Annotated in this window: 26 protein-coding genes; 11 read left to right on the top strand and 15 right to left on the bottom strand. The window is 68.4% G+C overall.

Translation table 11 applies throughout. The annotated features are described in order from the left end of the window. Window positions 1-11 precede the first annotated feature (11 nt). Both PDM28_RS13860 and PDM28_RS13855 read right to left on the bottom strand, forming a co-directional pair. Complete coding sequence (locus tag PDM28_RS13860) at window positions 12-1,616, bottom strand: ATP-dependent DNA ligase (RefSeq protein WP_102944407.1); 1,605 nt, start codon at window positions 1,614-1,616, stop codon at window positions 12-14. Next, window positions 1,613-2,620 (bottom strand): ligase-associated DNA damage response exonuclease, encoded by a 1,008-nt coding sequence (locus tag PDM28_RS13855; protein WP_102944408.1) that lies wholly within the window; start codon window positions 2,618-2,620, stop codon window positions 1,613-1,615. The genes PDM28_RS13860 and PDM28_RS13855 overlap by 4 nt, the downstream gene beginning before the upstream one ends. Before the next feature lie 105 nt (window positions 2,621-2,725). Between PDM28_RS13855 and PDM28_RS13850 the strand changes: the two genes are divergently transcribed. Continuing rightward, window positions 2,726-4,357: an isovaleryl-CoA dehydrogenase gene (locus tag PDM28_RS13850; protein ID WP_311182479.1), complete on the top strand. Its 1,632-nt coding sequence runs from the start codon at window positions 2,726-2,728 to the stop codon at window positions 4,355-4,357. Window positions 4,358-4,402: 45 nt separating this feature from the next. Here PDM28_RS13850 and PDM28_RS13845 read toward each other — a convergent pair whose 3' ends face one another. From PDM28_RS13845 to PDM28_RS13835, 3 genes are all read right to left on the bottom strand, one after another. Next, window positions 4,403-4,807, bottom strand: coding sequence for a hypothetical protein (locus PDM28_RS13845; protein ID WP_102944409.1), 405 nt, complete (start codon window positions 4,805-4,807; stop codon window positions 4,403-4,405). A gap of 137 nt (window positions 4,808-4,944) precedes the next feature. Then, window positions 4,945-5,286 (bottom strand): hypothetical protein, encoded by a 342-nt coding sequence (locus PDM28_RS13840; protein ID WP_102944410.1) that lies wholly within the window; start codon window positions 5,284-5,286, stop codon window positions 4,945-4,947. A gap of 124 nt (window positions 5,287-5,410) precedes the next feature. Beyond that, on the bottom strand, window positions 5,411-6,586 hold the full coding sequence (locus PDM28_RS13835; protein ID WP_102944411.1) for a thiolase family protein: 1,176 nt from the start codon (window positions 6,584-6,586) through the stop codon (window positions 5,411-5,413). 179 nt (window positions 6,587-6,765) lie between these two features. On the opposite strand from PDM28_RS13835, the gene PDM28_RS13830 reads away from it, so the two are divergent. Further along, window positions 6,766-9,657, top strand: a complete 2,892-nt coding sequence (locus tag PDM28_RS13830) for a S8 family serine peptidase (RefSeq protein ID WP_311182478.1) — start codon at window positions 6,766-6,768, stop codon at window positions 9,655-9,657. Window positions 9,658-9,734: 77 nt separating this feature from the next. Here PDM28_RS13830 and PDM28_RS13825 read toward each other — a convergent pair whose 3' ends face one another. After that, window positions 9,735-10,832 carry a Glu/Leu/Phe/Val dehydrogenase dimerization domain-containing protein gene (locus tag PDM28_RS13825; RefSeq protein ID WP_311182477.1) on the bottom strand — a complete coding sequence of 366 codons (1,098 nt, stop codon included), beginning with the start codon at window positions 10,830-10,832 and terminating at the stop codon, window positions 9,735-9,737. A gap of 301 nt (window positions 10,833-11,133) precedes the next feature. Between PDM28_RS13825 and PDM28_RS13820 the strand changes: the two genes are divergently transcribed. Then, entirely contained in the window at window positions 11,134-12,222 is a 1,089-nt protein-coding gene (locus tag PDM28_RS13820) for an HDOD domain-containing protein (RefSeq protein ID WP_311182476.1), read from the top strand. Between the two features lie 30 nt (window positions 12,223-12,252). Here the strand turns inward: PDM28_RS13820 and PDM28_RS13815 are convergent, their stop codons facing one another. The 3 genes from PDM28_RS13815 to PDM28_RS13805 form a co-directional block, all read right to left on the bottom strand. Continuing rightward, window positions 12,253-13,833: a phospholipase D family protein gene (locus PDM28_RS13815; protein ID WP_311182474.1), complete on the bottom strand. Its 1,581-nt coding sequence runs from the start codon at window positions 13,831-13,833 to the stop codon at window positions 12,253-12,255. Window positions 13,834-13,888: 55 nt separating this feature from the next. Then, entirely contained in the window at window positions 13,889-14,599 is a 711-nt protein-coding gene (locus tag PDM28_RS13810; protein WP_311182472.1) for an rRNA pseudouridine synthase, read from the bottom strand. Window positions 14,600-14,662: 63 nt separating this feature from the next. After that, entirely contained in the window at window positions 14,663-15,160 is a 498-nt protein-coding gene (locus PDM28_RS13805; protein WP_311182471.1) for a M48 family metallopeptidase, read from the bottom strand. A gap of 51 nt (window positions 15,161-15,211) precedes the next feature. Here PDM28_RS13805 and PDM28_RS13800 point away from each other — a divergent pair, with 51 nt between their 5' ends. Beyond that, window positions 15,212-15,769 carry a DUF2058 domain-containing protein gene (locus tag PDM28_RS13800; RefSeq protein WP_311182470.1) on the top strand — a complete coding sequence of 186 codons (558 nt, stop codon included), beginning with the start codon at window positions 15,212-15,214 and terminating at the stop codon, window positions 15,767-15,769. Here the strand turns inward: PDM28_RS13800 and PDM28_RS13795 are convergent, their stop codons facing one another. After that, on the bottom strand, window positions 15,770-16,351 hold the full coding sequence (locus PDM28_RS13795) for a mechanosensitive ion channel family protein (RefSeq protein ID WP_311182468.1): 582 nt from the start codon (window positions 16,349-16,351) through the stop codon (window positions 15,770-15,772). It lies immediately after the preceding gene. Beyond that, complete coding sequence (locus PDM28_RS13790) at window positions 16,348-16,515, bottom strand: hypothetical protein (RefSeq protein WP_311182467.1); 168 nt, start codon at window positions 16,513-16,515, stop codon at window positions 16,348-16,350. The genes PDM28_RS13795 and PDM28_RS13790 overlap by 4 nt, the downstream gene beginning before the upstream one ends. Before the next feature lie 113 nt (window positions 16,516-16,628). Between PDM28_RS13790 and PDM28_RS13785 the strand changes: the two genes are divergently transcribed. The 3 genes from PDM28_RS13785 to PDM28_RS13775 are packed head-to-tail and all read left to right on the top strand — an operon-like array spanning window position 16,629 to window position 18,609. Next, on the top strand, window positions 16,629-17,213 hold the full coding sequence (locus tag PDM28_RS13785; protein WP_311182466.1) for an RNA polymerase sigma factor: 585 nt from the start codon (window positions 16,629-16,631) through the stop codon (window positions 17,211-17,213). Next, on the top strand, window positions 17,210-17,716 hold the full coding sequence (locus tag PDM28_RS13780) for a hypothetical protein (RefSeq protein WP_311182464.1): 507 nt from the start codon (window positions 17,210-17,212) through the stop codon (window positions 17,714-17,716). Before PDM28_RS13785 ends, PDM28_RS13780 begins: the two co-directional genes overlap by 4 nt. Before the next feature lie 11 nt (window positions 17,717-17,727). Beyond that, window positions 17,728-18,609: a DUF4097 family beta strand repeat-containing protein gene (locus PDM28_RS13775; RefSeq protein ID WP_311182463.1), complete on the top strand. Its 882-nt coding sequence runs from the start codon at window positions 17,728-17,730 to the stop codon at window positions 18,607-18,609. A gap of 46 nt (window positions 18,610-18,655) precedes the next feature. Here PDM28_RS13775 and PDM28_RS13770 read toward each other — a convergent pair whose 3' ends face one another. The 3 genes from PDM28_RS13770 to PDM28_RS13760 all read right to left on the bottom strand — a co-directional run bounded on the left by PDM28_RS13770 (window position 18,656) and on the right by PDM28_RS13760 (window position 20,733). Then, entirely contained in the window at window positions 18,656-18,835 is a 180-nt protein-coding gene (locus PDM28_RS13770; protein WP_102944422.1) for a hypothetical protein, read from the bottom strand. Window positions 18,836-18,855: 20 nt separating this feature from the next. Further along, a complete protein-coding gene (locus PDM28_RS13765; RefSeq protein ID WP_102944989.1) occupies window positions 18,856-19,146 on the bottom strand; it encodes a YkgJ family cysteine cluster protein in 291 nt (96 codons plus the stop codon). 225 nt (window positions 19,147-19,371) lie between these two features. Beyond that, window positions 19,372-20,733, bottom strand: a complete 1,362-nt coding sequence (locus PDM28_RS13760; RefSeq protein WP_311182462.1) for an Hsp70 family protein — start codon at window positions 20,731-20,733, stop codon at window positions 19,372-19,374. 117 nt (window positions 20,734-20,850) lie between these two features. Between PDM28_RS13760 and PDM28_RS13755 the strand changes: the two genes are divergently transcribed. Then, window positions 20,851-21,186, top strand: coding sequence for a zinc ribbon domain-containing protein YjdM (locus PDM28_RS13755; RefSeq protein WP_102944424.1), 336 nt, complete (start codon window positions 20,851-20,853; stop codon window positions 21,184-21,186). A 3-nt stretch (window positions 21,187-21,189) separates the two neighbouring features. Here PDM28_RS13755 and PDM28_RS13750 read toward each other — a convergent pair whose 3' ends face one another. Continuing rightward, window positions 21,190-22,365: a tetratricopeptide repeat protein gene (locus tag PDM28_RS13750; protein WP_311182460.1), complete on the bottom strand. Its 1,176-nt coding sequence runs from the start codon at window positions 22,363-22,365 to the stop codon at window positions 21,190-21,192. A gap of 109 nt (window positions 22,366-22,474) precedes the next feature. Between PDM28_RS13750 and PDM28_RS13745 the strand changes: the two genes are divergently transcribed. Genes PDM28_RS13745 through PDM28_RS13735 form a run of 3 tightly spaced genes read left to right on the top strand, consistent with a single transcriptional unit; the run spans window position 22,475 to window position 23,942 of the window. Beyond that, entirely contained in the window at window positions 22,475-23,077 is a 603-nt protein-coding gene (locus tag PDM28_RS13745; protein WP_311182458.1) for an HD domain-containing protein, read from the top strand. Between the two features lie 23 nt (window positions 23,078-23,100). Beyond that, window positions 23,101-23,292, top strand: a complete 192-nt coding sequence (locus PDM28_RS13740) for an oxidoreductase-like domain-containing protein (RefSeq protein ID WP_311182457.1) — start codon at window positions 23,101-23,103, stop codon at window positions 23,290-23,292. Continuing rightward, window positions 23,289-23,942, top strand: coding sequence for a DUF998 domain-containing protein (locus PDM28_RS13735; RefSeq protein WP_172448058.1), 654 nt, complete (start codon window positions 23,289-23,291; stop codon window positions 23,940-23,942). The genes PDM28_RS13740 and PDM28_RS13735 overlap by 4 nt, the downstream gene beginning before the upstream one ends. Window positions 23,943-23,984: the final 42 nt, after the last annotated feature.

Raw genomic sequence — 23,984 nt, 5'->3', positions numbered from 1 at the left:
CGCGCGTCGGCTCACCGCGCCAGGGCCTGCAGCTGCGCCAGGGTATCTGCTTCACTGGCGGGCTTGTCGTGGCGCCAGCGCAGGATCCGCGGGAAGCGCACCGCAATGCCCGACTTATGCCGGCTGCTGCGGTTGACCGCTTCAAAGCCGAGCTCGAACACCTGCTCGCCGCGCACGCTGCGCACGGGGCCGAAGCGCTCCACGGTATTGGCGCGGATCCAGCGGTCCAGCGCCAGGATCTCCTTGTCGTCCAGGCCCGAGTACGCCTTGGCCACCGGCACCAGCGTTTCGCCGTCCCACACGCCGAAGGTGTAATCGGTGTACAGCGTGCTGCGGCGGCCGTGACCGGCCTGCGCGTAGATCATTACCGCATCGATGGTGAGTGGCTCGATCTTCCACTTCCACCAGTCGCCGCGCCGGCGCCCACTCTGATAGGTGGAACTGCTGCGCTTGAGCATCAGGCCTTCCACCCCGCGTTCGCGCGCCTGGGTGCGCTGGGTTGCCGCGTCGTCCCAGTTGGCCGCATCGACCGTGGGTGAAAGCACCACGCGCGGATCGCCAAGCGCAGCGAGTACCTCCGCCAGCTGCGCGCGACGTTCGACGAGCGGTTGCTCGCGCAGGTCGACGCCCTTCAATTCCAACAGGTCGTACGCAAGCACCCGCACCGGCGTATCGGCCAGGGTTTTCGGCCCGGGCTTGCGGCGCTGGATGCGGGTCTGCAGCGCGGTGAAGGGCATCGGCTGCGTTTCGCCGTCGCGCCAGGCCAGCAGCTCGCCATCGATCACGGTGCCGTCGGGCAGCGCCATGGCCGCGGCTTCGATTTCCGGAAAGCGTCCGTCCAGGCGTTCTTCGCCACGCGACCACAGCGCGACCTCGCCTTTCCGCCGCAGGAGCTGCAGACGGATGCCGTCCCATTTCCATTCCAACGTCCAGTCGCCAATCGGTCCCAGCCCGGCGACATCGGTTTCAATCGGCGAGGCCAGGTAGAACGGGTAAGGCTGCTGGCGGTCTTCGGGGAGTTCTTCCGCGCTCAGCAGCGTGGCAAGCAGGCCGGGAGATGGCACCCAGTCGCCCAGCATGCGCTGCGCGATGCGCGCGATATCGATGCCCGACAACTCGGCCAGCGCCTGCTGCACCAGCCGTTGCGACACACCCACCCGCAACGCGCCGGTCAGCAGCTTGTTGAAGACCAGCCGTTCGGACGCCGGCAACGTGTTCCAGCCGGCCTCGACCGCCGCGCGCCGCACCGGTTCGGGCTGGTTGGCCACGGCAAGCAGGTGCGTTTCAATCCAGTCGGCCAGCGGACGGTCCGGTGCGCTCTCCACCGGATCGTCGAGCAGCAGGGTCAGGGTTTCGGCGAGGTCGCCCACTTGGTCGTAACTGTCGGCCACCAGCCACGTCGGCAGATCGGCAGCCTCGGCGATCCACGCACGCAGTTCGCCGCTGGCGGCAATCTTCCGCCGCGCACCGCCGACCTTGCCGCCGCTGAGCAGGTACAGCGCCCACGCGGCATCGTGCGCGCGCGCATCGCGGAAATACGCGACCAGCGCCGCGCGCTTGTCCAGCGTTGCGGTGCTGCGATCCAGGCGCTGGTACAGCGCGGCGAAGGCTCTCATTCCTCGCTCCCGAAATCGGTGCGGAACGCTTCGGCGGCAATGCCGCGCTCGCGCAGGAAGGGAATCAGCGCATCGGTGTTGCCGTGGGTGGCGATCACACGCTGCGCGCCGGTCTGTTCGATGGTCTGCAGCAGCGCCGGCCAGTCGGCGTGGTCGGACACCACGAAGCCGCGGTCGTAGTTGCGCCGGCGACGGTTGCCACGCAGCCGCATCCAGCCCGAGGCAAACCCGAGCTGATGCTTGCCGAAGCGACGCAGCCAAGTGGTGCCTGCGGCGGACGGCGGGGCCAGGATCAACTTGCCGGCCGCGTCCGGTTCGCGACCCTGCTCGGCCACGGTATGCGTTTCCAGCATCGGGATGCCGGCCTCGCGGTACACCGCCACACCGTTGGCGATGGCGCCGTGCAGCCACGCCGGCTGGTCGTCCAGCGGCAGCAGTTCGGCCAGCACGCGCTGCGCCTTGCCCAGTGCATAGCAGAGCAGGATCGCCGCTTCGCCGCGCTGTTCGCATTCGCGGCGCCACGCCACGATCTCGGCTGCAACCTCGCGCGTGTCCTGCCAGCGGTAGATCGGGAGGGCGAAGGTGGCCTCGGTGATGAACACGTCGCAGGGCACCACCTCGAACGGCGCGCAGGTCGGGTCGGGCTGGCGTTTGTAGTCGCCCGAGGCCACCCACACCTGGCGGCCATCGTCGATGCGCACCTGTGCCGAGCCCAGCACGTGGCCGGCCGAATGCAGCGAGACCTGGACGTCGCCCAGCGTGAACGGTTCACCGTAGTCGTACGCCTGCAGCGGTACGTCGCCCAACCGCCAGCGCAGGATCGGCACGCTGCCGGTGCTGCTGTAGTACTGCCCCATGCCGCTGCGTGCATGGTCGCCGTGGCCATGGGTGATCACCGCACGCGGCACCGGGCGCCATGGGTCGATGTGGAAATCGCCGGCCGGGCAATACAGCCCCTCCGGACGCAGCACCACCAGGTCGTTGGATGCAGCACGTTCGCTCATGCCTGCACTGTGCCGCCGCGCTCGTGCAGGAGGTGAGAATCCGGCTGAACGGCGGCCCGCGCGCGGATGCGGCAGAATCAGGGCTTCTGCCAGGAGGCTCGCACCATGATGTCCGCTCTGCCTGCATTTGAAACCCACGAGGTCACCAACCAGCCACCGCCGTTCGGCGGGCGCAACCTGTGGGCCGACGATGTGGCACTGGCTGACGCCGTGCAGCGCGAAGGCGGCGCCGCATTCATTGGTGCGCTGCAGGCGTACGGTGGCATCGCGGGCGATACGCTGTACCGGCTCGGCTTCGACGCCAATCGGGATCGGCCACGGCTGCGCACGCACGACGCGCAGGGCCACCGCATCGATACGGTGGAGTTCCACCCGGCCTACCACCAGCTGATGGACCTGGCCAAACGCCACGGCGTGGCCGGGCTGTCGTGGCAGGACGGACGAAGCGGCGCGCACGTGGCGCGTGCAGCGCTCAGTTTCCTGCATCACCAGGCCGAAGCGGGTACCAGCTGCCCGCTGACCATGACCCATGCGGCGGTGGCCGTGCTGCGCCAGGATCCACTGCTGGCCGACTGGGCCGAGAAGGCTGCCGCGCCGGTGTACGACCCACGCGATGTGCCGATGGCCGACAAGGCCGGCATTACCCTCGGCATGGGCATGACCGAAAAGCAGGGCGGTTCGGACGTGCGCAGCAACACCACCCGTGCCGAGCTGCGCGAAGACGGCAGCTATGCGCTGGTCGGGCACAAGTGGTTCTTCTCCGCGCCGATGTCCGATGCATTCCTGGTGCTGGCACAGGCGCCGGCCGGGCTGACCTGTTTCCTGATGCCGCGGCGGCTGGCCAACGGCAACCGCAATGCGTTCCGCGTGATGCGCCTGAAGGACAAGCTGGGTGACTGGTCCAACGCGTCCAGCGAGGTGGAACTGTGCGGCGCCTGGGCGCGCCGCGTCGGCGAGGAGGGCAGGGGCGTGGCCACCATCATCGGCATGGTGATGATGACCCGGCTGGACTGCATGCTCGGCGCGGCAGCCGAAATGCGCATGGCGCTGGCCCAGGCGCTGCACCACACCCGCCATCGCAGCGCGTTCGGTCGACGGCTGAGCGAACAGCCGTTGATGGCCAACGTGCTGGCCGACCTGGCGATCGAATCCGAAGCTGCGACCGCCTTTGCGATGCGCGTGGCGCGCGCGGTCGACCAGGCGCCGCACGATGCACACGAAGCCGCCTTTGCGCGGATTGCGACGGCGGTGGGCAAGTACTGGGTGTGCAAGCGCGCGGCGGTGTTCGTCAACGAAGCGCAGGAGTGCCTCGGTGGCGCGGGTTATGTGGAAGAGTCGATGCTGCCGCGCCTGTACCGACAGGCGCCGTTGAATTCGATCTGGGAAGGCAGCGGCAACATCCAGTGCCTGGACGTGCTGCGCGCGCTGGCGCGCGAACCGCAGGCGCTGCCGGTGCTGGAGGCGGAGCTGGATAGCGTGTCCGGGATCGATGCGAACTACGACGCGGCCGTGCAGGCGCTGCGCGCGGTGTTGTCGGCGACACCTTCAGAGGCCCAGGCGCGGGTAGTGACCGAGCGCCTGGCGTTGTTGCTGCAGGCAGCGGTGTTGCTGCGTGCGCAGAGTCCGGTGGCTGAGGCGTTCGTACGTTCGCGGCTGGCCGGCGAACATGGCATGGCGTTTGGTACGTTGCCCGAAGGCATCGACCTTCAGGCGGTGATGTCGCGGGCGCTGCCCTGACCCGGTGACCGTAGAGCCGGGCTCTGCCCGGCTCCACGCAACACATCAGTGCTTCGCTTCGTCCGCGTTCTGGCGGGCGTCGTCGGCCACGTCACGTGCCTTGTCGGCCACTTTCTCAGCCGCGTTGGCGGTAGCGTCGCTGGCATGCGCGGCGGCGTCGCGCGCAGCCACCTTGGCATCGGCCGCCGCCGCAGCGGTCGCATCCGCCGCACGGTCCAGCGCCGGCTGCACATCGGCGGCAGCGCGTTCGGACGCAGCAGCGGCTTCGTCGGCGGCATTGCGGGTGGAGGCGGCCGCCTGGTCCACGGCAGCGCGCGCAGCCTCGCCGGTGCTGTCTGCAGCCTGCGCGGCATCGGCGCGCGCCTGCTCGGCTTCCGGGCCCTTGCAGGCGACCAGCGCCAGCAGCAGCGAAGCGGCCATCAGCGGGGTGGTGATCGAACGAATCTTCATGGCGCTCTCCGTCACGTGTAAGGGAGGCCGATCCTATTCACCGGCCCGTGAAGGCGCGGTGCGTGCCGGAAGGCACCCAAAGAAAAAGCCGCTGGCGAACCAGCGGCTTCTTCAGACTTGCTTGAAGAAAGAAGTTATTACTTCTTGGCTTCTTCAGCAGCGTCCTTGGCCTGCTCGGCGGTGGCTTCACCGGCCTTGGCAGCGTCGGCAGCAGCGTCGGCGGTCGCGTCGGTGGCAGCGCCAGCAGCCTGGGCAGCGGCATCAGCCGAAGCGTCAGCAGCGGTGGTGGCGGTGTCGGCAGCAGCCTGGGCAGCGTCGGCGGTCTGGGCCCCAGCAGCAGCGGCCTGGTCGGCAGCGACCTGGGCGTCGGCAGCGGCTTCGTTGGCCGAAGCGGCGGCGTCAGCAGCCTGTTCCTGCTTCGAGCAGGCGGTCAGAGCCAGGCCCAGGGCCATTGCGATCAGCAGCTTGTTGATGCTCATTAGTGTGAATCCTCGTCGTTAGATTAGGCAACGCGCTATTGCGCGCCCGGCAACATGATGACAAGCCACGTTGGGCTGTCAAGCGATCCCGCATTCATTTTTGCGAAACGGGTGTTAATTCCAATCAAATCAATTCGATGGCGATGGCCGTTGCCTCACCGCCGCCGATGCACAGTGTAGCAATTCCGCGCTTTGCATCACGCTTGCGCAAGGCGTTGACCAGGGTGACCACCAGCCGCGCACCCGAAGCACCGATCGGGTGGCCCAATGCGCAGGCACCGCCATGCACGTTGACCTTTTCATGCGGGATGCCCAGTTCGCGGATCGGGGCCATGGCGACAACCGCGAACGCTTCGTTGATCTCGAACAGGTCGACCTGGTCCAGGCTCCAGCCGGCTTTTTCCAGCACTTTGTGGATCGCGCCGATCGGTGCCGTGGTGAACCATTCCGGTTCCTGCGAGTGGGTGGCATGGGCGACGATCCGGGCCAGCGGCTGCAGACCACGCGCGGTCGCGTCGTCTTCAGCCAGCAGGACCACGGCGGCGGCGCCGTCGGAGATGCTCGAGGAGCTGGCGGCGGTGACCGTGCCGTCCTTCTTGAAGGCCGGGCGCAGGGTCGGGATCTTGGCGATGTCCGAGCGGCCCGGCTGCTCATCCTGGGCGTACTCGACCTCGCCCTTGCGACCGGCGACCTTCACCGCGACGATCTCGTCGTCGAACGCACCGGCCGCCTGCGCGGCCTGGGCACGGCGCACCGATTCGATGGCGTAGGCGTCCTGCTCCTCGCGGGTCACCTGGTACTTGTCCACCGCGCACTCGGCGAATTCGCCCATGGCCTTGCCGTCGTAGGCGTTGACCAGGCCGTCGTGGGCCATGTGGTCGACCGCCTGGAAGTTGCCGAAGCGGTTGCCGGTACGGGAGTTCGGCAGCAGGTGCGGCGCATTGGACATCGACTCCATGCCGCCGGCGACCACGATGCTGGCGGTGCCGGCCTTGATCAGGTCATGGCCCAGCATGATCGCCTTCATGCCGGAGCCGCACACCTTGTTGAGGGTGGTGGCGCCGGTGGAATAGGGGATGCCGGCGGCGACCGCGGCCTGGCGGGCCGGGGCCTGGCCGAGGTTGGCCGGCAGCACGCAGCCCATGATCACTTCGGAAACGTCCGCTGCCGGCACGCCGGACTGGGCCAGGGCGGCCGCGATGGCGGTGGCGCCCAGGGTCGGGGTGGGCACGCCGTTGAACTGGCCGAGGAAGGAGCCGATGGCGGTCCGCTTGGCCGCGGCGATGACAATATTGGACATGGCAATCTCGTTTGTTGCGTGAGCGATTTACGAAATAGGAACCCATGCCATGGATTACGGCGCGGTTTCCCGTCAGACTGCGTGGGGGGACCCAGTATAGGGGGTCGAGCGTTATCACCGGTGTCGGCCGGCAAGGCAGGACGCCGCACGTGGTTCCATTACGTTTCGGGGGAGCAGGGATGAAGCAGGCAGTATTCAACAGGAACATGCTGGCCGTCGCGCTGGCGGTGGCTTTGAGCGCGTGTGGCGGCGGTGGCGGTGGAAATACCCGGGGCGATCTGCCACCGGCGCCCGTGGTGCCGCCGGTGACGCCGCCGGTGGTGACCCCGCCGGTCACGCCGCCCGTGACTCCGCCGGTCACGCCCCCGCCGGACGGCAGTGTCACCCAGCCGGCAATAGACGCGCACCTTGCCATCATCAACGCCAAGGATCGCCAAGGGCTCACCGGCTCGGGCATCCGCATCGGGGTCGTCGATTCAGGGGTGAATCGGGCCCATCCCAGCTTGAATGGCAGGGTCGTTTCCAGTCGCAATTACGTAGACCCCGCAAAAAACAACCTTGCGGTGGACGACGTCGTAGGGCACGGGACGACCGTCGCTTCACTCGCTGCGGGAACCGCGGTGGGCAACTGGCCCGGCGGTGTCGCCCCGGGTGCGTCGATCGTGTCGGCCCGCATCATCGCGGACAAGGCACCCGCCGACGATGGCACTGGCAGCGGCAACCAGGTAACTGGCTCGCTGGGACTTGCTACGGTCCACCAGGACCTGATCAAGGACGGCGTGAAGATCATGAACAACTCGTGGGGCGGGTTGTACTGGAACGACGCGAGCACCACAGCGGCCATCGCCGCCGAATATGCGCCATTCGCGTTCCAGCACGGCGGTCTGGTGGTGTTCGCTACGGGCAACGAAAGCAAGCCTAATCCATCCAACATGGCCGCGCTGCCAAGCCAGCCTGAGCCTGCCGGTAGCACCACGGCCCGGGAGCTGGCAGAAATGTGGCTTGCCGTCACTGCGGTGAATTCGAGTAAGCCCACGGAGCTGGCGTCCTACGCCAACGCCTGTGGCGTGGCCGCTGATTACTGCCTTGCAGCGCCCGGCGAAGCGGTCTACGTCGATCCCACCGCCACCTCGGCGGCCGGTGCAAAACAATACTGGGGCGGGGGCACGTCCTACGCGGCGCCGCTGGTCTCGGGTGCGGCCGCGCTGGTCTGGCAGAAGTACCCTTACTTCAACAACATCGAAGTCCAGCGGACCATTCTTGATACCGCGACCGACCTGGGCTCCCCGGGCGTGGACGCTGTCTTCGGACACGGTTTGCTGAACGTCGCCAAGGCGCTCAACGGCCCTGCCAGCACCTGGTTCGGACTTTCCCCTGATGTGCCTGCAAACATCGAGCTCAGTGTCTGGAGCAACGACATCAGCGGTACCGGCGGCATCTACAAGGACGGCGACGGCACCCTCGTCCTGGCGGGCAAGAACACGTTCACAGGCAAAGTGGAAATCGTGCGCGGCACTTTGGCCCTGCGCGACGGGGCGACCTTGGCCACGTCCGTGGACGTGGGCAGGGGGTACATGATCAATCCGCCTACGCCGTCCACGTTGCAGTTCGGTGCCGGGACTACGCGGATCAGCGGTAACGTGAACAATGATTCACGCGTGGCCCTGGTGACGGCCAATACAACGGCGGTGATCCAGGGCAACTACGTGCAGAGTTCCACCGCCGAGTTCATCACGGCACTGGGCGCGTCGCCGTTGCAGGTGAGGGGGACGGCCACGCTGCAGGGCGGCACCCTGGTAGTGGAACAGGCCGTGTCCGGCTATGTGCCGATGGACAACCAGGTGCAACCGATCATCCAGGCGGCGGGAGGACTTACCGGCCAATTCGGAGCGACTCGCCGGGGCGGATCGGTGACGTTGCTGGACGCTTCGTTCGTATACGACGCGACCAGCGCGTCGCTCAACATCCGCCGTGCCAATGTCTCCGCCACCGCCGCCACGGCCGGCCTCGGCATTATTTCCGCTGCGTCTGCCGGGCGCGTGGAGCAGGCCTTTGTGCAGCTGGACCAGGGTGCTGGAGCCGACGACGGCTTTGCCGATGCGGCAGGCCAGCTGCAGCGTGTTGAGGGGGCGCCTGCGCTGCAGGCGAGCCTGGAGAGCCTGTCGGGCAAGGCGCACAGCCTGGCCACCGGCATGACCTTTGACAACCTGGACATGAACCGTCGCGCGCTGTCGTCGCGCTTCGACACGGTCTCTGCCTCGCCGCGCCTGCGTGGCGCCTGGCAGAGCTCGCTGGGTGAAGCCGGGCAGGGCAGCTTTGCCGGCAGCGGGTTCCAGACCCAGGGCTGGATGATGGGCCAGGACATGGCGCTGGGCAGCAACGGCGTGCTCGGCTTCGCGTTCGGCGAAACCCGCAGCAACAGCAGCCGCGAGTGGGGCGGCGACAGCGGTCGCGACCGCCAGTCGCAGGCGCAGATGTATGCCGGCTGGAGTAACGGCAATGCGTACACGCTGGGCCAGCTCGGTGCCGGCCAGTTCACCCGCGAGATCGACCGCCAGCTGCTGCTGGGTGCCGCCCAGTACGGGGTGAATACCCGCTACAGCGGTGACTTCAGTACGGCCAGTGCGGAATCGGGCTACCGCTTCGGCGACAGGACGATGTCGCTGACCTCGTACGTCGGCGCCGACTATGCGCGCGTGGGCAGCAACGGCTTCAGCGAAGACGGGGGCTTCGGTTTCGGTCTGCGTGCCGACAGCCGCACCTCCAGCCGCAGCCAGGCGCTGGCCGGCCTGCGTGCCGAGACGCTGCTGGGGGGCTGGTCGCTGCGCGGCTATGCCGAGTGGCAGCACACCCTGTCGAGCCAAGGCCTGGGCTTCGACGCCAGCTTCGTCGGCGTGGACGCATGGGCGCCGGTGGCCGGCCTGCAGCCGGCGCGTTCCGGCGGCCTGTTTGGGGTGTCGGTGCAGTCGTGGCTGACCCGCACCTCGCAGCTGTCGTTCGGTTACGACCAGCGCTTCGGTCCGCGCGGCGATCTGAGCCAGGTGGCGCTGCGTTATTCGGCAGCGTTCTGATGAAATGAAGACGCCGGGGCATGCCCCGGCGTCTTTGTGTTGGCAGTGCGTGGAGCCGGCCGGCGGCCGGCTCTACCTCAGCCGCCGCGCAATTTGCCCAGGCGCGGTACGGCACGGCCCAGCGGCATCTTCAACTTGCCGATCGACTGGATGCGCGTTTCCGCAATGCGGTCGGCCGCACGCTGCGGTGCGATGCCTTCCTGCTGCGACAGCGCGAAGATCCGGCCCAGGTTGTGGTAGATGCTGCGGATCAGGCGCATCGCGCGTTCGCGGTTGTAGCCGTCGATCTCCAGCGAGACATTCATCACGCCACCAGCGTTGACCGCGTAATCGGGCGCATACAGGATGCCGCGCGCGTGCAGCTCGTCGCCAACCTCTAGGCTGGACAGCTGGTTATTGGCGGTACCGCAGACAATCTTGCACTTCAGCCGCGGCAGGGTCTGAGGGTTGATCGCGCCTTCCAGTGCGCACGGCGCGAACACGTCGGCATTCACGTCGTAGATGTCGTCCGGCTTCACCGCTTCGGCACCGTATTCGGTGACCGCGCGCTCGACCAGGCTGCTGTCCAGGTCGGTGACGAAGAGCTTGGCGCCACGGTCGCGCAGCAGCTTCACCAGTTCCATGCCAATGTGGCCCAGGCCCTGCACCGCGATGCTGACCTTGCCGACTTCTTCATGGCCCAGCTTGTGCTGCATGGCCGCCATCAGCGCCTGCAGCGCGCCATAGGCGGTGAACGGTGCCGGGTCGCCCGAGCCGCCATGCACCTGGTGCACGCCGGTAACGAACTCGCTTTCCAGGTAGATGTTTTCCATGTCGTTGACGTCGGTACCGACGTCCTCGGCGGTGATGTAACGCCCGCCCAGCGAATCCACGTAGCGTCCGAACGCGCGGAACAGCACTTCGGTCTTGTCCCTGCGCGGATCGCCGATGATCACCGCCTTGCCGCCGCCCACGTTCAAGCCGGCCAGCGCGTTCTTGTAGGTCATGGTGCGGCTGAGCCGCAGTGCATCGGCCAACGCCTCGTCGGTGCTGGCATACGGCCGCATGCGCACCCCGCCCAGGGCCGGGCCCAGGGTGGTGTTGTGGATGGCGATGATCGCCCTCAGGCCGGCATCGCCGCTGTGGCAGAACACCACCTGTTCGTGACCGGACGTTTCGAGGGTTTCAAATAACATGGCGACTCCGATGGTGCGAACGTCGGCCAACAGCGGCGAACGAACCAGCAAAAGGTGGGGTGCAAAACAAAAAAAGCGACGTCGTCGGTTCGGCAGGACGGGTCGCGCGGCGCCATTCTAGTGCATTCCGCCCGACGACGTTGTCAGCGGGCGGTGACCGCCGTGGGACAACCCTAAAGTTGACGGGTTCCGGGCCGATGCCGTGGCAACGGTGCGCGGTACCGGCAAGCCAGGACAGGTCAGACGTGGGTGCAGTGGCAACAATCCAGAAAAAGAGCCCCGCCCCGACGGGGCCGGGCCGATGACCGCGCTTCTGGTCGGGGCGGCGGGTCTGCTGGTGGCCGCGGGCGTGGGCTGGGGTCTGTATCGACGCCCGGCAGCGGCGCCCGTGGCACGGCGCGCGGCTGCCGCCGATCCACACCTGCCAGTGGCCGCTGTGCCCACCGCAGGCGACCCGGCAGGGACCTTGCAGGCCGGGCTGCATGCGCTGGCCCTGGGGCCCGGCAGCGGCGGGGTGGATCGCGCTGCGGGGGCCCAGGACGCCGCGCTGCAGGCGGCCGTGGCGGCGGCGCTGGAGGCGCAGGACTGGTCGGCCCGGCACCTGCCGCGTCGTCCGCAGCTGTTGCCGCAGCTGATCCAGACCGTGAATGACAGCGACGCCTCGGCGCGCAGCATGGCCTCCATCATCGGCCAGGACGCGGTGCTGACCGGCAACCTGCTGCGCATCGCCAACAGTCCGGTCTATCGGCTGCAGGCCAAGCCGGTGGACAGCCTGCAGCGTGCGGTGACCCTGGTGGGCACCGACGGCATCCGCCAGATCATCAGTGCGGTGCTGGTGCAGCCGGTCATGCAGCTGCACAGCGACGCCTTCCCGCAGTTCGGCACGGTGGTCTGGGAACACGCGTTGCTTGCCTCGCGCGCGGCGGCCGACCATGCACGCCTGGTGACCCACGAAGATGCCTTTGCCGCGCAGTGGATGGGCCTGACCCAGGGCCTGGGCGCGGCATTGGTGATGCGGCAGCTGCTGGACGCCGCCTGGCAGCATGGCGCGGTGCCCTCGCAGGCGCTGGCCAGCACGTTGCTGGACACCTGGAGCCTGCCGGTCGCCAGCCGGATTGCTGCGGCCTGGGAGCTGCCGCCGTCGGTGCATGAAGCCCTGCTGCGCGACGGCGAGGCCAGTGGCGGTGGGTTGGCGGCCAGCCTGCGCTTCGCGCGCGCGGCGGCGTCGGCCAGCTTGTTGTGCCGGCACGGCCGGATCAGCCAGGCCCAGGCCTCCGCGCTGCTGGAGCAGCTGGAGGGTACCCCGGCGCACGCGTTGCAATGGATCTGGCGCCGGCTGCATGGGCGCGGGGTAGAGACGTTGGATGGGGATGAGGTGGGAGACGCGTAGCGACACGCCGCGCGTGTCCCACGGAACCCCTCACAACTGCGATTCCAGCGGCAACCAGCTGATCACCCGTGCCACGGCCCGTTGTTTGAACGACGTATCCGGTTCCCGGTCCAACAACGTCGGCGGCGTTTCCGCCCAATCCAACCACCGCACCTCATTGTCCGGCGTGCGCGTCACCCAGTAACTCATCTTCGGGCTGGCCAGGCGCAGATACTCCTCGCGCAGCTCCGCTGCCAATGCGCGGTCCTCGAACATCACGCCCATCTCGGTGTTGAGATACGCCGAACGCGGGTCAAGATTGAATGAACCGACAAAGCCGCGCTTGTCATCGATCAGGAACGCCTTGGTATGCAGGCTCGCGCCGCTGCTGCCGAACGGGCCGCTGCCACCGCCGCCCGGACCGCGCGACTTCAGTTCGTACAGGTGCACGCCGTCCTGCAGCAGCGGCAGGCGATAGTGCATGTAGCCGCTGTGCACTGCCGCCACGTCGTTGGCCGCCAGCGAGTTGGTGACCACGCCAACGTACGCACCGCGCTCCACCAGCGCCGCCAGACCGCGCTCGCCTTCGTCGCCGGGCACGAAGTACGGCGAGATCAGCAGCGCCTTGTCGCGCGTCGCGCCAAGGTCGCGCACCAGCCGGGTCACCAGCCAGTTGGCCTGGTCGTCGCGGCGATGCTTCATGGCCGGGTCGGAAATGATCTCCACATTCGGCGACCAGTGCAGCTTGACCTCGTTGAGCCCAAACCTGCGCGCTGACTCCGAACGCTCCACCCGCTGCAGGTAGGGCTGTGCCGCGTCGAGCTTGGCCTCGTGCGCCGATTCCAGCATCAACAGGCGCAGCTGGGCCGGGGTATGGAAGGCGAGGGCCGCCACCGGCACCGCCGCTTCGCTGTTCCAGTACGCGTCGAAAATGGTGTTGGCCTGCTGCACCGCCTTGCCCGCCACCAGCAGGTCCAGGTCCCGGAAGTTCACGTCGCTGCGCGCGCTGAAGTACTCCTCGCCGATGTTGCGTCCGCCCACGATCGCCACGCGCCCATCGGCGATCCACTGCTTGTTGTGCATGCGGTGGTTGACGCTGAAGAAGCGCTGCACCATCTCCACCAGCCGCCACAGCCCGTCGCGGTTGCGGAACGGGTTGTACAGGCGGATCTCGATGTTGGGGTGCTCATCGAGCGCCATCATCAGCGCGTCCTTGTCCTGCGCGTTCATGTCGTCCAGCAGCAGGCGCACGCGCACGCCGCGCTCGGCGGCCTGGTACAGCTCCTGCGCCATCAGGTGGCCGATCAGGTCGTCCTTCCACATGTAGTACTGCAGGTCCAGGCTGCGCGCCGCGTGGCGGGTGACCACCGCGCGCGCGGCATAGGCATCCAGCCCTTCGGACAGGAACGCCACGCCCGACTGGCCCGGGTGTTGGGCCTGCAGGCGCACCACTTCGCGGTCGATCGGGCCCTGGGCCGGCTGCAGGGGCAGCACCGTGCTGTGTGGCCCCATCGCCTTGGGCGTGAGGTGGTCGCCCAGCAGCAGGCCGCTGAGCACCAGCAGGATCAGGATCGCCAGCACCACGCACACGCCGCGCAGCAACCGGCGCCACAACGGCATCTTTTCGGTCATGCGCCGATCCTAAGCGGGGCGCGCGTGCACTGCGAGTGCACGGCACCGGGCGGGATCAGAAGCGCTCGTCGGGGGCCAGGTAGCGCCACTGGCCCGGCGCCAGCTTGCCCAGGGCGACCCGGCCCACGCGCAGGCGGCGCACGCTGACCGCCTCCAGCCCAACCTGGCCGCACATGTCGCGCAGCTGGCCCGGGTGCACCGGCTTGATCGCAAAGCGCAGGCGGGTTTCGTTCTGCCAGCTGACCTTGCACGGCGGCAGCGGCCAGTTGCGGAAGCTCAGGCCATGGGCCAGCCGGCGCATGCCGTAGGGGGCCAGCTCGCCGGTGACTTCCACCAGGTATTCCTGTTCCAGCGTCGCGCCGCGGTCCTTCAGGTAGGACACCACGCGCCCGTCCTGGCTGACCACGACCAGGCCGCTGTCTTCGGCCGGCAGCGGCATCGCCAGCTGCAGGCCGTGGAAATGCCGCTGCAGCAGGGCCACGCCGGTGGCGTCCAGTTCGCTGCGGCTGTCCGGGGTGACCATCGCGCACATGTCGGCCGCCGGCATGCCGGCCGGCTTGTGCAGCAGCATGGTCACGGTTTCGGCGCGGGTCGCCTCCGCGTTGTCGCGCAGCACCATCACTTCGTCGGTGACCATCGCCTGCGGCTGTTCGACCACGGTGCCATTGACCGTGACCCAGCCGCCCTCGATGTAGCGCTGGGCGTCGCCACGGGAGCAGCCGATCAGGCTGGTCAGGCGTTTGTCGAGTCGGATCGGGTCGGTCATGGGGCAGGCAGCAGGAAACGGGGTGGGGGCGGGCAGTGTACTGGCTCGGGCCGGTCGCCGCGTTCAGGCGCCGGGCCGCTCCAGGTGGGTCAGGTATAGCCGCAGGTCGAATTCCAGCTGGTGGTAGTCCGCCTCCATGTGCGTGCACAGCTGGTAGAAGGCCTTGTTGTGGTCCGCTTCCTTCAGATGCGCCAGTTCATGTACCACGATCATCTTCAGGAACGGCGCCGGGGCCTCGCGGAACACGCTGGCGATGCGGATCTCGCGACTGGCCTTGAGCCGGCTGCCCTGCACCCGTGAAATGGTGGTGTGGGTGCCCAGCGCGTGCTTGAGCACCTGCAGGCGGCTGTCGTAGAGCACTTTGGACAGCGGCACCGACTGGCGCAGGTAGCGCTCCTTCAGCGCCTGGGTGTAGTCGTACAGCTGGCGGTCGTTGCGCACCGTATGCAGCTCGGCGTAACGGCGCTCCAGCCACGGCCCCAGGCGGTCGGCCGCGATCAGCTCGCGCACCTGCTGCTGCAGGGCGTCGGGGTAGCCGGCGAGGTATTTCAGGGCGGTCATGCAGGGCAGTATGATGGCCCCTGGATTCCCGCAACAACAGACGTACAGGCAATGGCGAAGGCAAATCCCCTGCAGGAACAGCTGCTCAAGGCCGGGCTGGTCAAGAAGTCCCAGGTCTCCCAGGCCGCGCGCGAACAGGTGAAGGCCCGCCACGGCAAGGCCCCGGTGGCGCCCACCGAAAGCCAGCGCGAAGCCGACCGCCTGCGTGCCGAAAAGGCCGAGCGCGACCGCGCGATCGAAGCCGAGCGCAAGGAAAAGGGACGCCAGCAGGAACTGCAGGCGCAGGTCCGGCAGATCATCGAAAGCAACCGGGTCAAGCGTGAAGGCGAAAGCGAATACCGCTTCAATGATGGCAGCCTGATCCGCACGATGCTGGTCAACGAGCTGCTGCGCCGGCAGCTGGCGGCGGGCAGCCTGGTGATCGTGCGCCTGGGCGAGGGCTTCGAACTGGTCCCACGCGCGGCTGCCGAGAAGATCCGCGAACGCGACACGTCAGCCATCGTGCTCGACAACGGCAAGGACCGGGGCAATGCAGAGCCCAGCACGGGCAATGCGGAAGACGACGCCTACTACGCGCAGTTCCAGGTGCCAGACGACCTGATCTGGTGATCAGCCATCGCCCTGGATGCCACCCGGGGCCTGCGACGGATCGCGCCAGCGGCGCACGGTGCGCTGGAAGAACATGTTGTTGGGAATCTGCAGCACGGTGCCTTCATGGCCGCCGGCATTTTCCTGCAGGGTGGTGTAGATCAGGTTGACGTCGATCACCCGGCCCTTGAGGCCTGGCTTCTCGCCGTTCTCCAGCACTTCGATGCAATCGTGCAGGCGGAACGGGCGGGTGGTGAAGATCAGCAGCGTGCAGAAGATGTTGGAGAGCACGCTCCATGCCGCGAAGAACGCCACCGCGCCCACGGCGGCAAAGCCGGTGAACGCCGTCCACAGCACGCTGGCCTGCACCCCGATGATCTGCAGCACCACCATCAGTACCGCGAAATACACCACGAAGGTGAACACGCGGCGCGCGCCCATCACCATCTCCGGCGGCAGTGTGTAGTGCTCGCCAAGTCGGCGCAGCAGGCGCCGCGCAATGAGGCGAACGAGCCACGCGACCAGCAGGGTCAGCAGGATCTGCAGTGCGGGCGCGCCGTATTGCAGCCATTCATGGGTCCAGGCAGGCAGGTGTTCTTTCATGCCCGCCAGTTTACCAACCCCGACACGCACAACGGCGCCCGCTGCTCGTACTGCACGCACAGGTCGGCACGCGGCGGTGGCGACACGCGCAGCGTCACCGGGCTGCCGGGCAGGGTACAGGCGGTGGCCAGCGACAACAGCAGGGCAAGACACGTGGGCGACATGCGGACCTCCTGGGGCGATCCTTCGCGGGGACAGGAGATTGGATGCAGCCGCCGGCGAAAAGGTTTAACCGGCCCGGCTTAAACCTTTTCGATGGCGCCCGCATCCAAGGGATATGCTCGATACGACCATGCCCGCCCTCCGCGCCGCCAACGACGCCGACCCCACCGACGAGTCCGCCCTGGTGCGGGCCGCCGTGGCCGGCGACACGGCTGCCTACGAGCGCATTTACCACCGGCACGCGCCGCGCCTGTATGCGGTGCTGTGGCGGCTGTGCGGTGGCCAGGCCGCCCGTGCCGAGGATGCACTGCAGGAAGCCTTCCTGCAGGCCTGGCGCGCACTGCCGGGCTTCCGTTTCGACAGCAGCCTGGGCACCTGGCTGCACCGGTTGGGGGTCAACGCCGCGCTGATGGAGCTGCGTGCCAATGCGGCGCGCGATGCGGCCGACAGCGGCGAAGACGATGGCGCAATGCTGGCCGCAGTGCCCTCGTTCGACCGCTGCGCGGGCACCACGCTGGACCTGGAGCGCGCGCTGGAAACGCTGCCGCCGCGCGCCCGGGCGGTGCTGGTGCTGCACGACATCGAAGGCTGGAAACACCATGAAATCGCCGAACAGCTGCAGATGGCGGTCGGCAGTTCCAAGGCACAGCTGCACCGTGCGCGCGGCCTGCTGCGCGCGCGCCTGGGAGAACCCGCATGAACGATCACGACGACAACGCTTTCCATGACGACCTGCAGGCGCGCCTGCGCGCGCTGCCGGCCGAACGATTGCCGCCTGCCCACACCTGGCAGCGCATCGCCGCCCGGTTGCCGCCCCGCACGGCCGTGGTGCCCATGCCAGCGCCCACGCGTCCGGCACGGCGCTGGCCGCTGCGCATCGGCCTTGGCCTGGCCGCCGCGCTGGCGGTGCTGATGGTGGTGCCGACCGCGCCGCCGCCGACCCCGCGCCCCACGCCGCTGCAGCGCCAGGCCGATGTCATGGCCGCCGAGTACCAGCAGGCCATGGCGGCCCTGCCGGCGGACCGGATCGGCGCGGACTGGCAGCCGGCGCTGCACGAACTTGATTCCAGCGCGGGCACCATCCGCGCCGCCCTTGCCGAGAACCCGCGCTCCGGGTTCCTGCTGACCCAGCTGCAGCGTACCTACGCGCTGCGCCTTGAACTGACCCAGCAGGCCGTCAACGCCGCTGGCCTGCCATCCTGAAGGAGAGACCCATGCCCCTGTCCAAGCGTTACCTTGTTGCCCTCGCGCTGCTGCTGCCGCTGGCCGCGCAGGCCGCCACCCGCGTCGACGAACGCCACCCGCTGGCCGCCGGTGGGCGGGTCGAACTCAGCAATATCGCCGGCAAGGTCACTGTGCGTGGCTGGGACCGCAATGAAGTGGCCCTCAGCGGCAGCCTGGCCGACGGCCTGCGCCTGCAGCAGGACAAGAGCGCCAACCGGGTACGGTGGGAGGTGATCTACCCGCGCAACGGCAACAGCGGCGGCGCCACCCTGGAACTGCGGGTGCCGCGTTCGGTGGAAGTGCAGCTGGGCACGGTCAGTGCGGACATCGACGTGGCCGAGGTGGACCTGCGTCGGCTGCAGGCAAACGCGGTCAGCGGCGATGTCGCCGCCAGCGGGCGCAGCGGCGAAACCAACCTGGCCTCGGTGAGTGGCAGCATCCGCTCGCAGGTGCAGACCCCGCGGCTTGAACTGCGCGCGGTGAGCGGCTCCATCCAGGCCGGTGGCGGCGCAGGCGACGTGTCGGTAGGCACCGTGTCGGGCAACATCACGCTGGATGCGGCGAAGGTGCAGCGGCTGGCGGCCGAAGCGGTGTCGGGCAGCCTGAAGGTCGGCGCAGCCGGGCTCGCGCCGGGCGGCAAGGTGACCTTGGAAACGGTGAGTGGTTCGATCAGCCTGAGCCTGCCGGCGCAGGTGTCGGCGCGCCTGGCGGTGAAGACCTTCAGCGGTGGCATCAGCTCACCCGTGGGCCAGGTGGAAAGGCCGCGTTACGGTCCGGGCCGCAGCCTGGACGCGCGCCTGGGAGGCGGCGACGGGGACATCTCGATCAATGCCCACTCGGGCAGCGTGAAAGTCACGCTCGGCGGCCGCTGAGTGCGGCCCCCGCACCGGCCCAGGGCCGGTGCGGACGGCTGCGGCATCAGCCGGCCTTTTTCAGCGCCAGGGTATTGCCCAGTACTTCGATCTTGCCACCGCTCTTGCGGAACGCGGCCAGGTCGGCGGCGATGCTGGCGCTGCTCATTGCGGTGTTGGAACCCTGCTTGCGGTCAACGCGAACGGTGTTGCCTGCCTTGGGGGAGGTCTTTGGCGAACGGGCCATGGATGCTCCTGTCATGGGTACTACGTGGGAAAAAACGTCGACGCCTCGTGCTGCTGTCGACGGTAGTCCTGCCGCACGGTGCGGCAGTCATCGCCGCCCATCGAAAACTGGCGGCAGATCGCGGGGCGCTGCGAATAGATCGTGCAGCGCAGGTGATAGGGGTCGATCGCAGCGCACCAACCTTCGTCGTTGCGTGCCATCACGGTACGGCCGGCTTCATCGGTATCCAGCAGATAGGCCGGCACCGCGTCGTCGGGCATCACCGTTACCGACAACCGACAGCACACCGCGTCGCAGCGGCGGCAGTCGATGGTGTCCGGCTCGGCGCATGCGCCCAATCCAGTTTCTCCTGGCGAAAGACGATCCCGACGCCACGGACAGGTCCATGGCACCAACATCGGCGGGGATGATGGCCTCTACGAGGCTGGAGACGACATGCGCATTGCGCATCGAAGCCGAAAAATGATAGCGCTTTCGGCGTAACGTTTTGTTAATGCGGCGGTTCCACGGCTGGAAACCCTTGCCGCGCAAGGGCTTCAGACGTTGCCTGCCGCCGCCCAGGCCAGCCCGTGGACCACGCCGAACGAGGGATTGCCCCGCACCAGGGTCGACCCCGGGAAGGCCGCTGCCACGGCCTGCTGCAGGTAGCCGGCGCGCGACATGCCGCCGGTGAGGAAGACCGCGGCCGGATCATGGCCGATGTCCGCCCGGACCTGTTCCAGCAGGCCGGTGAGCTCGCCCAGGTACTGCCCGGCGGCCCCCTCCAGGCGGGCGCGCTCGACTGCCACGCCAAGGTCGCGCTCGATGAAATCCAGTGCGCTGGCGTGCTGCGCCTCGCTGCTCAGCGAAATCTTGCAGCGCTCCACTTCGCGGTACAGGCGCGCAGTGTTGCCGGTCTCCTGCAGCGCCTGCAGGCGCTTGCCCCACGGCGCGTCCACGTCGCGGTAGGCGTGCTGGCGGAAATCGCGCTGGCGGGTCATGTCCTGCACCATCGCCGCTTCCACATAGTGGTGCGCCGGCACGCGGCTGCTGCCACGGCCGAACAGCGGCATGTACGCGCCCAGGCTCAGCGCCAGGTCGATATCGGTACCGCCGCGCGCGATCCCCCATGCACGGTGGATCTTCGGCGCCTGCGTGCCGCCCACGCGGGCATGCGCCACGTCGGTGGTACCACCGCCGATATCCACCACCACCGTGTCGTGTTCCTGCGCGCTCTCGGCGTGGTAGTGCATGGCCGCTGCGGCCGGCTCTTCCAGGAAATCCACGCTGTCGAAACCGGCGGCGATCGCCGCGGTATGCAGGATCTCCAGCGCCTGGTCATTGCCCGCCGCGCCGATCGAACTGCGGAACTGCACCGGGCGGCCGAGGGTGGCGGTGCGCACCGCGGTGTCCAGCTGCCGCGACGCGGTCAGCCGGATGTGTTCGAGGATGTGGGTGGCGATGCCGGTGATGGTCTGGCGCGCGCGCGGGTGCAGGTTGTAGCCCAGCATCGACTTCGGGCTCTGCACCAGGTTGCCTTCGTTCTCCTCGAAGTAGGCTTCCAGCGCTTCGTCGCCGTACACCGCGTTCTGCAGCAGCTTGGTCGAGGTCAGCGGCGCCCGCATCTGTTCCTCCATCCACTGCCGGCGCACCACGCGCAGCGCTTCGCGGCGCAACGCGTCCGGTGCGCGTTCCTGCCCGGCCGCGCGTGCATCCCGCGCGGCCGCGTCGATCAACCGCGCCAGCTCATGCTCCAGCGCCGGGGTCAGTGCGAAGTCGTTGGGGTCGCGCATTACCTCGGGGAAGTACACCGTGGTGCGGAACTGTTCGGCCTCGCCGAAGCGGATCGGCACGACCCGGCCTTCGACCACGGCGGCGGCGGCGGAATTGCTGGTACCAAAGTCGATGCCGATTTTCATGCGGGCCGGGCCGAAGGGTCAGGGGGCGCGCACTGTGCGGCAAGCGGACCGCCGGTGCAAGGCCCGTCCGGGCCGGGCGGTTACAATGGCGGCTGTTCCGTTCCTGAAGGCTTCATCATGTCCGCCGTACCCGCCTGCCCGCAATGCACCCTGGAAAACACCTACGCCGACGGCGCGCTGTGGATCTGCGCCGACTGCGGCTTCGAGTGGGCGGCCGGCGACGCGGGCACCCAGGTGCTGGTGGTGCGCGACAGCAATGGCAACGTGCTGGAAGCTGGCGACACAGTGACGGTGATCAAGGATCTCAAGGTCAAGGGCTCGTCGATCCCGCTGAAGCAGGGCACCGTGATCCGCAACATCCGCCTGGTCGAGGACGACGCCGAGCACATCGAAGGCAACTCGGACAAGATCAAGGGGTTGGTCCTGAAGACCTGCTTCCTGAAAAAGGCCTGACCTTCAATTGGCGGCGGTGCGCTGCCGCCATCGCTGGAGGCTGTCCAGCTTGGCCTGGTAGGTTGCGCGCAGCGTGTCGGCGTTCTCGCCGGAGAGGTCGCGGGCGCGGGTCATTTCGCGCGACGCGCGGCGGCTGTCGCCGGCCAGGAACAAGGCGCGCGCCAGCCCGAAGTGGAACTGGTGCGCCGTGCCGTACAGGCGGATCGCGCGCTGGTAGTGGTCGATGGCGTTGGCATAGTCATGGCGCTGTTCGGCCTCGTTGCCCAGCCGGAACTGCGCGAACGGGTCGGTTTTCTGTACCTGCTGCAGGCGCACGGCCAGGCGGTCGGCGCGGCGCGTGTCGCCCAGCTTCCGGTACAGCGCGCTGGCATTGGTCAGCGCGGCCACGTGCCGGGGTTGCAGCTCAAGCGCCTTTTCGTAGTCATGGCGTGCCTGGTCCAGCCGGCCCAGGCGGGTATCGAGGACGCCCAGGTTGTTCCAGCCGGCGGGGAAGTCGTCCGACATCGCGATCGCGGCATCCAGGTACGCACGCGCCTGCGCGGTGTTGCCGTCGGCCATCTGCGCGGCCCCGCGATTGTTGTAGAAGTGGGCCAGCGCACGCTGTTCGGTGATCGGGCGCGGTCCGTAGCGGTCGTACAGCACGTTGCGGTCGAGGTCGACCACGGCGGTGCGCCCGTTGACGGTCAGCCCGACATTGACGTGGCCGACGTTGTAGATCACGCCTTCGTCCTGGTGCCAGGTGACCACCTGCGCCACCTCCTGCACGCGTGCGTCGATCCCCGCGGCGCGCGCCAGGGTCACGAACATCAGGGTGAACGACAGGCAGTTGGCGCGCCCGGTCTGCCAGGTTTCGGCAATGGTGCTGGTGGCGTAGGGGTCGTACTCCAGGTGCATGCCGTCTTCATCGAAGATCAGGTGCACCAGGCGCTCCAGCCGCTGTTCGCGCGAGGTGCCCGCAGCGATGACGCGTTGCTGGAGCAGCGCCCGCAATGCGGGCGGAATGGCCACGATCTGCTCGGGGGAGGGGACCGGCTGCACCGCTGTCTCGGGCAAGGCGGTGGGCACGGCGGCGGGCGGCGGCGCCGCAGGCGCAGGGCAGGCGGCCGATCCCAGCAGGGCCAGCAGGGCAAGCGATTTCCAGCCGTTCATCGCGGTCACCTCGCAGCGGCGACGGAGCATTCGTGGATTCAGTCTAGGCCCGGTCGCGGCGCTCCGCGCGCCGCTCGTCGGGCTGCTGCGCCCATGGTCGTGCTTGCCATCGGCCCCAGGCCCGGCCAATGATGCGGCCATGACCTTCGCACCGCTCTCCCTGCCGGCGGCCATGCAGGCCGACCTGGAAGCCGCCTACGCGGCACCGCCACGGGCCTATCACGGGTATGCGCACGTGCGCGCCGTGCTGGAGCACTGCCAGGCCGTCGCTGATGGGCCCGGCTGGCAGCATCCCCGCGAAGTGCAGTTGGCCGCGCTCTATCACGACGCCATCTACGATGCCGGGCGCAAGGACAATGAAGCGCGTTCGGCAGCGCTGGCGCTGGCGCAGATCGAACGCTGGCTGCCCGGCGCGGGCGTGGACGGGCCGCGGGTGGAGCAGCTGATCCTGCTGACCGCGCAGCACGGTACGCTCGGCGCCAGCGACGTGGACGCGGAAGCGGCGCTGTTCCTGGACTGCGACATGGCGATCCTGGGCGCCCCGGCCGAAGTGTTCGACGCGTACGACCGGGGCATCGCCGAGGAATATGCCGGGCATGTCCCGGGCTTCCTGTTCCGGCTCAACCGGCGGCGTTTCCTGAGCCACCTGCTGCGCAGCCCGCGGATCTTCCTGAGCGACTTTTTCCACCAGCGGCTGGACGCCGCCGCGCGCGCCAACCTGCGCCGTCGGCTCGGGCGCTGAAGCGGGTCGCTTACACTGGGCGCATGCCCGTGCCCCTGCCTACCTCCGCCGCCGACCCGGATCCGCGCCCGATCGCACCGGAAGAGCCCGGCCCCAACGAATGCTGCGGCAGCGGTTGCCCGCTGTGCGTGCTCGACCTCTACAGCGACGAACTGCAGCGCTACCGCACCGCCCTGGCCGCGTGGCGGCTGCGCCACCCCGAGGCCGAGTCGTGAGTGACGCGCCGCGCTTACGCCTGCCCCTGCATGCCCATGTTGCGCAACTCGCGCTGCTGGCGCTGGCCGGGTTCGTGCTCATCGCGCTGTGGACGCAATGGGCGCGCCAGGACCTGGACTGGGTGCAGGCCACCCTGAGCCTGTACCTGCACGGGCCGTGGGGCCTGGCGCTGCGCACTGCCTACTGCGTGCTGGCGGTGGCGATCATGCTGCTGGCCTGGTCGCTTTACGCGGCCAGCCGCTCGCCCCGCCGCAGTGCGGCCGCACCGCTGCTGTTCTGCGTGGCCGGACTGGGCCTGATGGGCGTGGCGATCGGCGACAGCTGGCTGCCGGAGCAGGCGCCGCTGCTGGCGCCGCTGGTGCATGGCCTTGCCGCCAACACGGCCTTCCTGTGCGTGAGCGTGGCCATGCTGCTGCAGAGCTGGTACCTGCGTGCCGATCCGCAGTGGCGTCGCTGGGCCGGCCCGGCCTGGTGGTGGGCCTGGTTGTGCTTCGCGCTGCTGTGGCTGCACGTGCTGTGGCGCGGACCGCCGCGCGGTGCCGGACAGAAGCTGGTGATCGCCGCGGTGGTGCTGTGGCTGGTCGTGGCGGCGCTGCAGTCGTGGCGCCAGGCGCGACGCACCGCAGTGGCTGCGGCCTGCAGGGACTGATACAGCAGCCAGTCTGTGTACATGTCCTACGCAGGGGACAGG

Source organism: Stenotrophomonas aracearum, assembly GCF_031834615.1.
GTDB classification, from domain to species: Bacteria; Pseudomonadota; Gammaproteobacteria; order Xanthomonadales; family Xanthomonadaceae; genus Stenotrophomonas; species Stenotrophomonas aracearum.
Note: the sequence above shows the minus strand (reverse complement) of the source record. Positions and strands in the feature narration are given on the sequence as shown.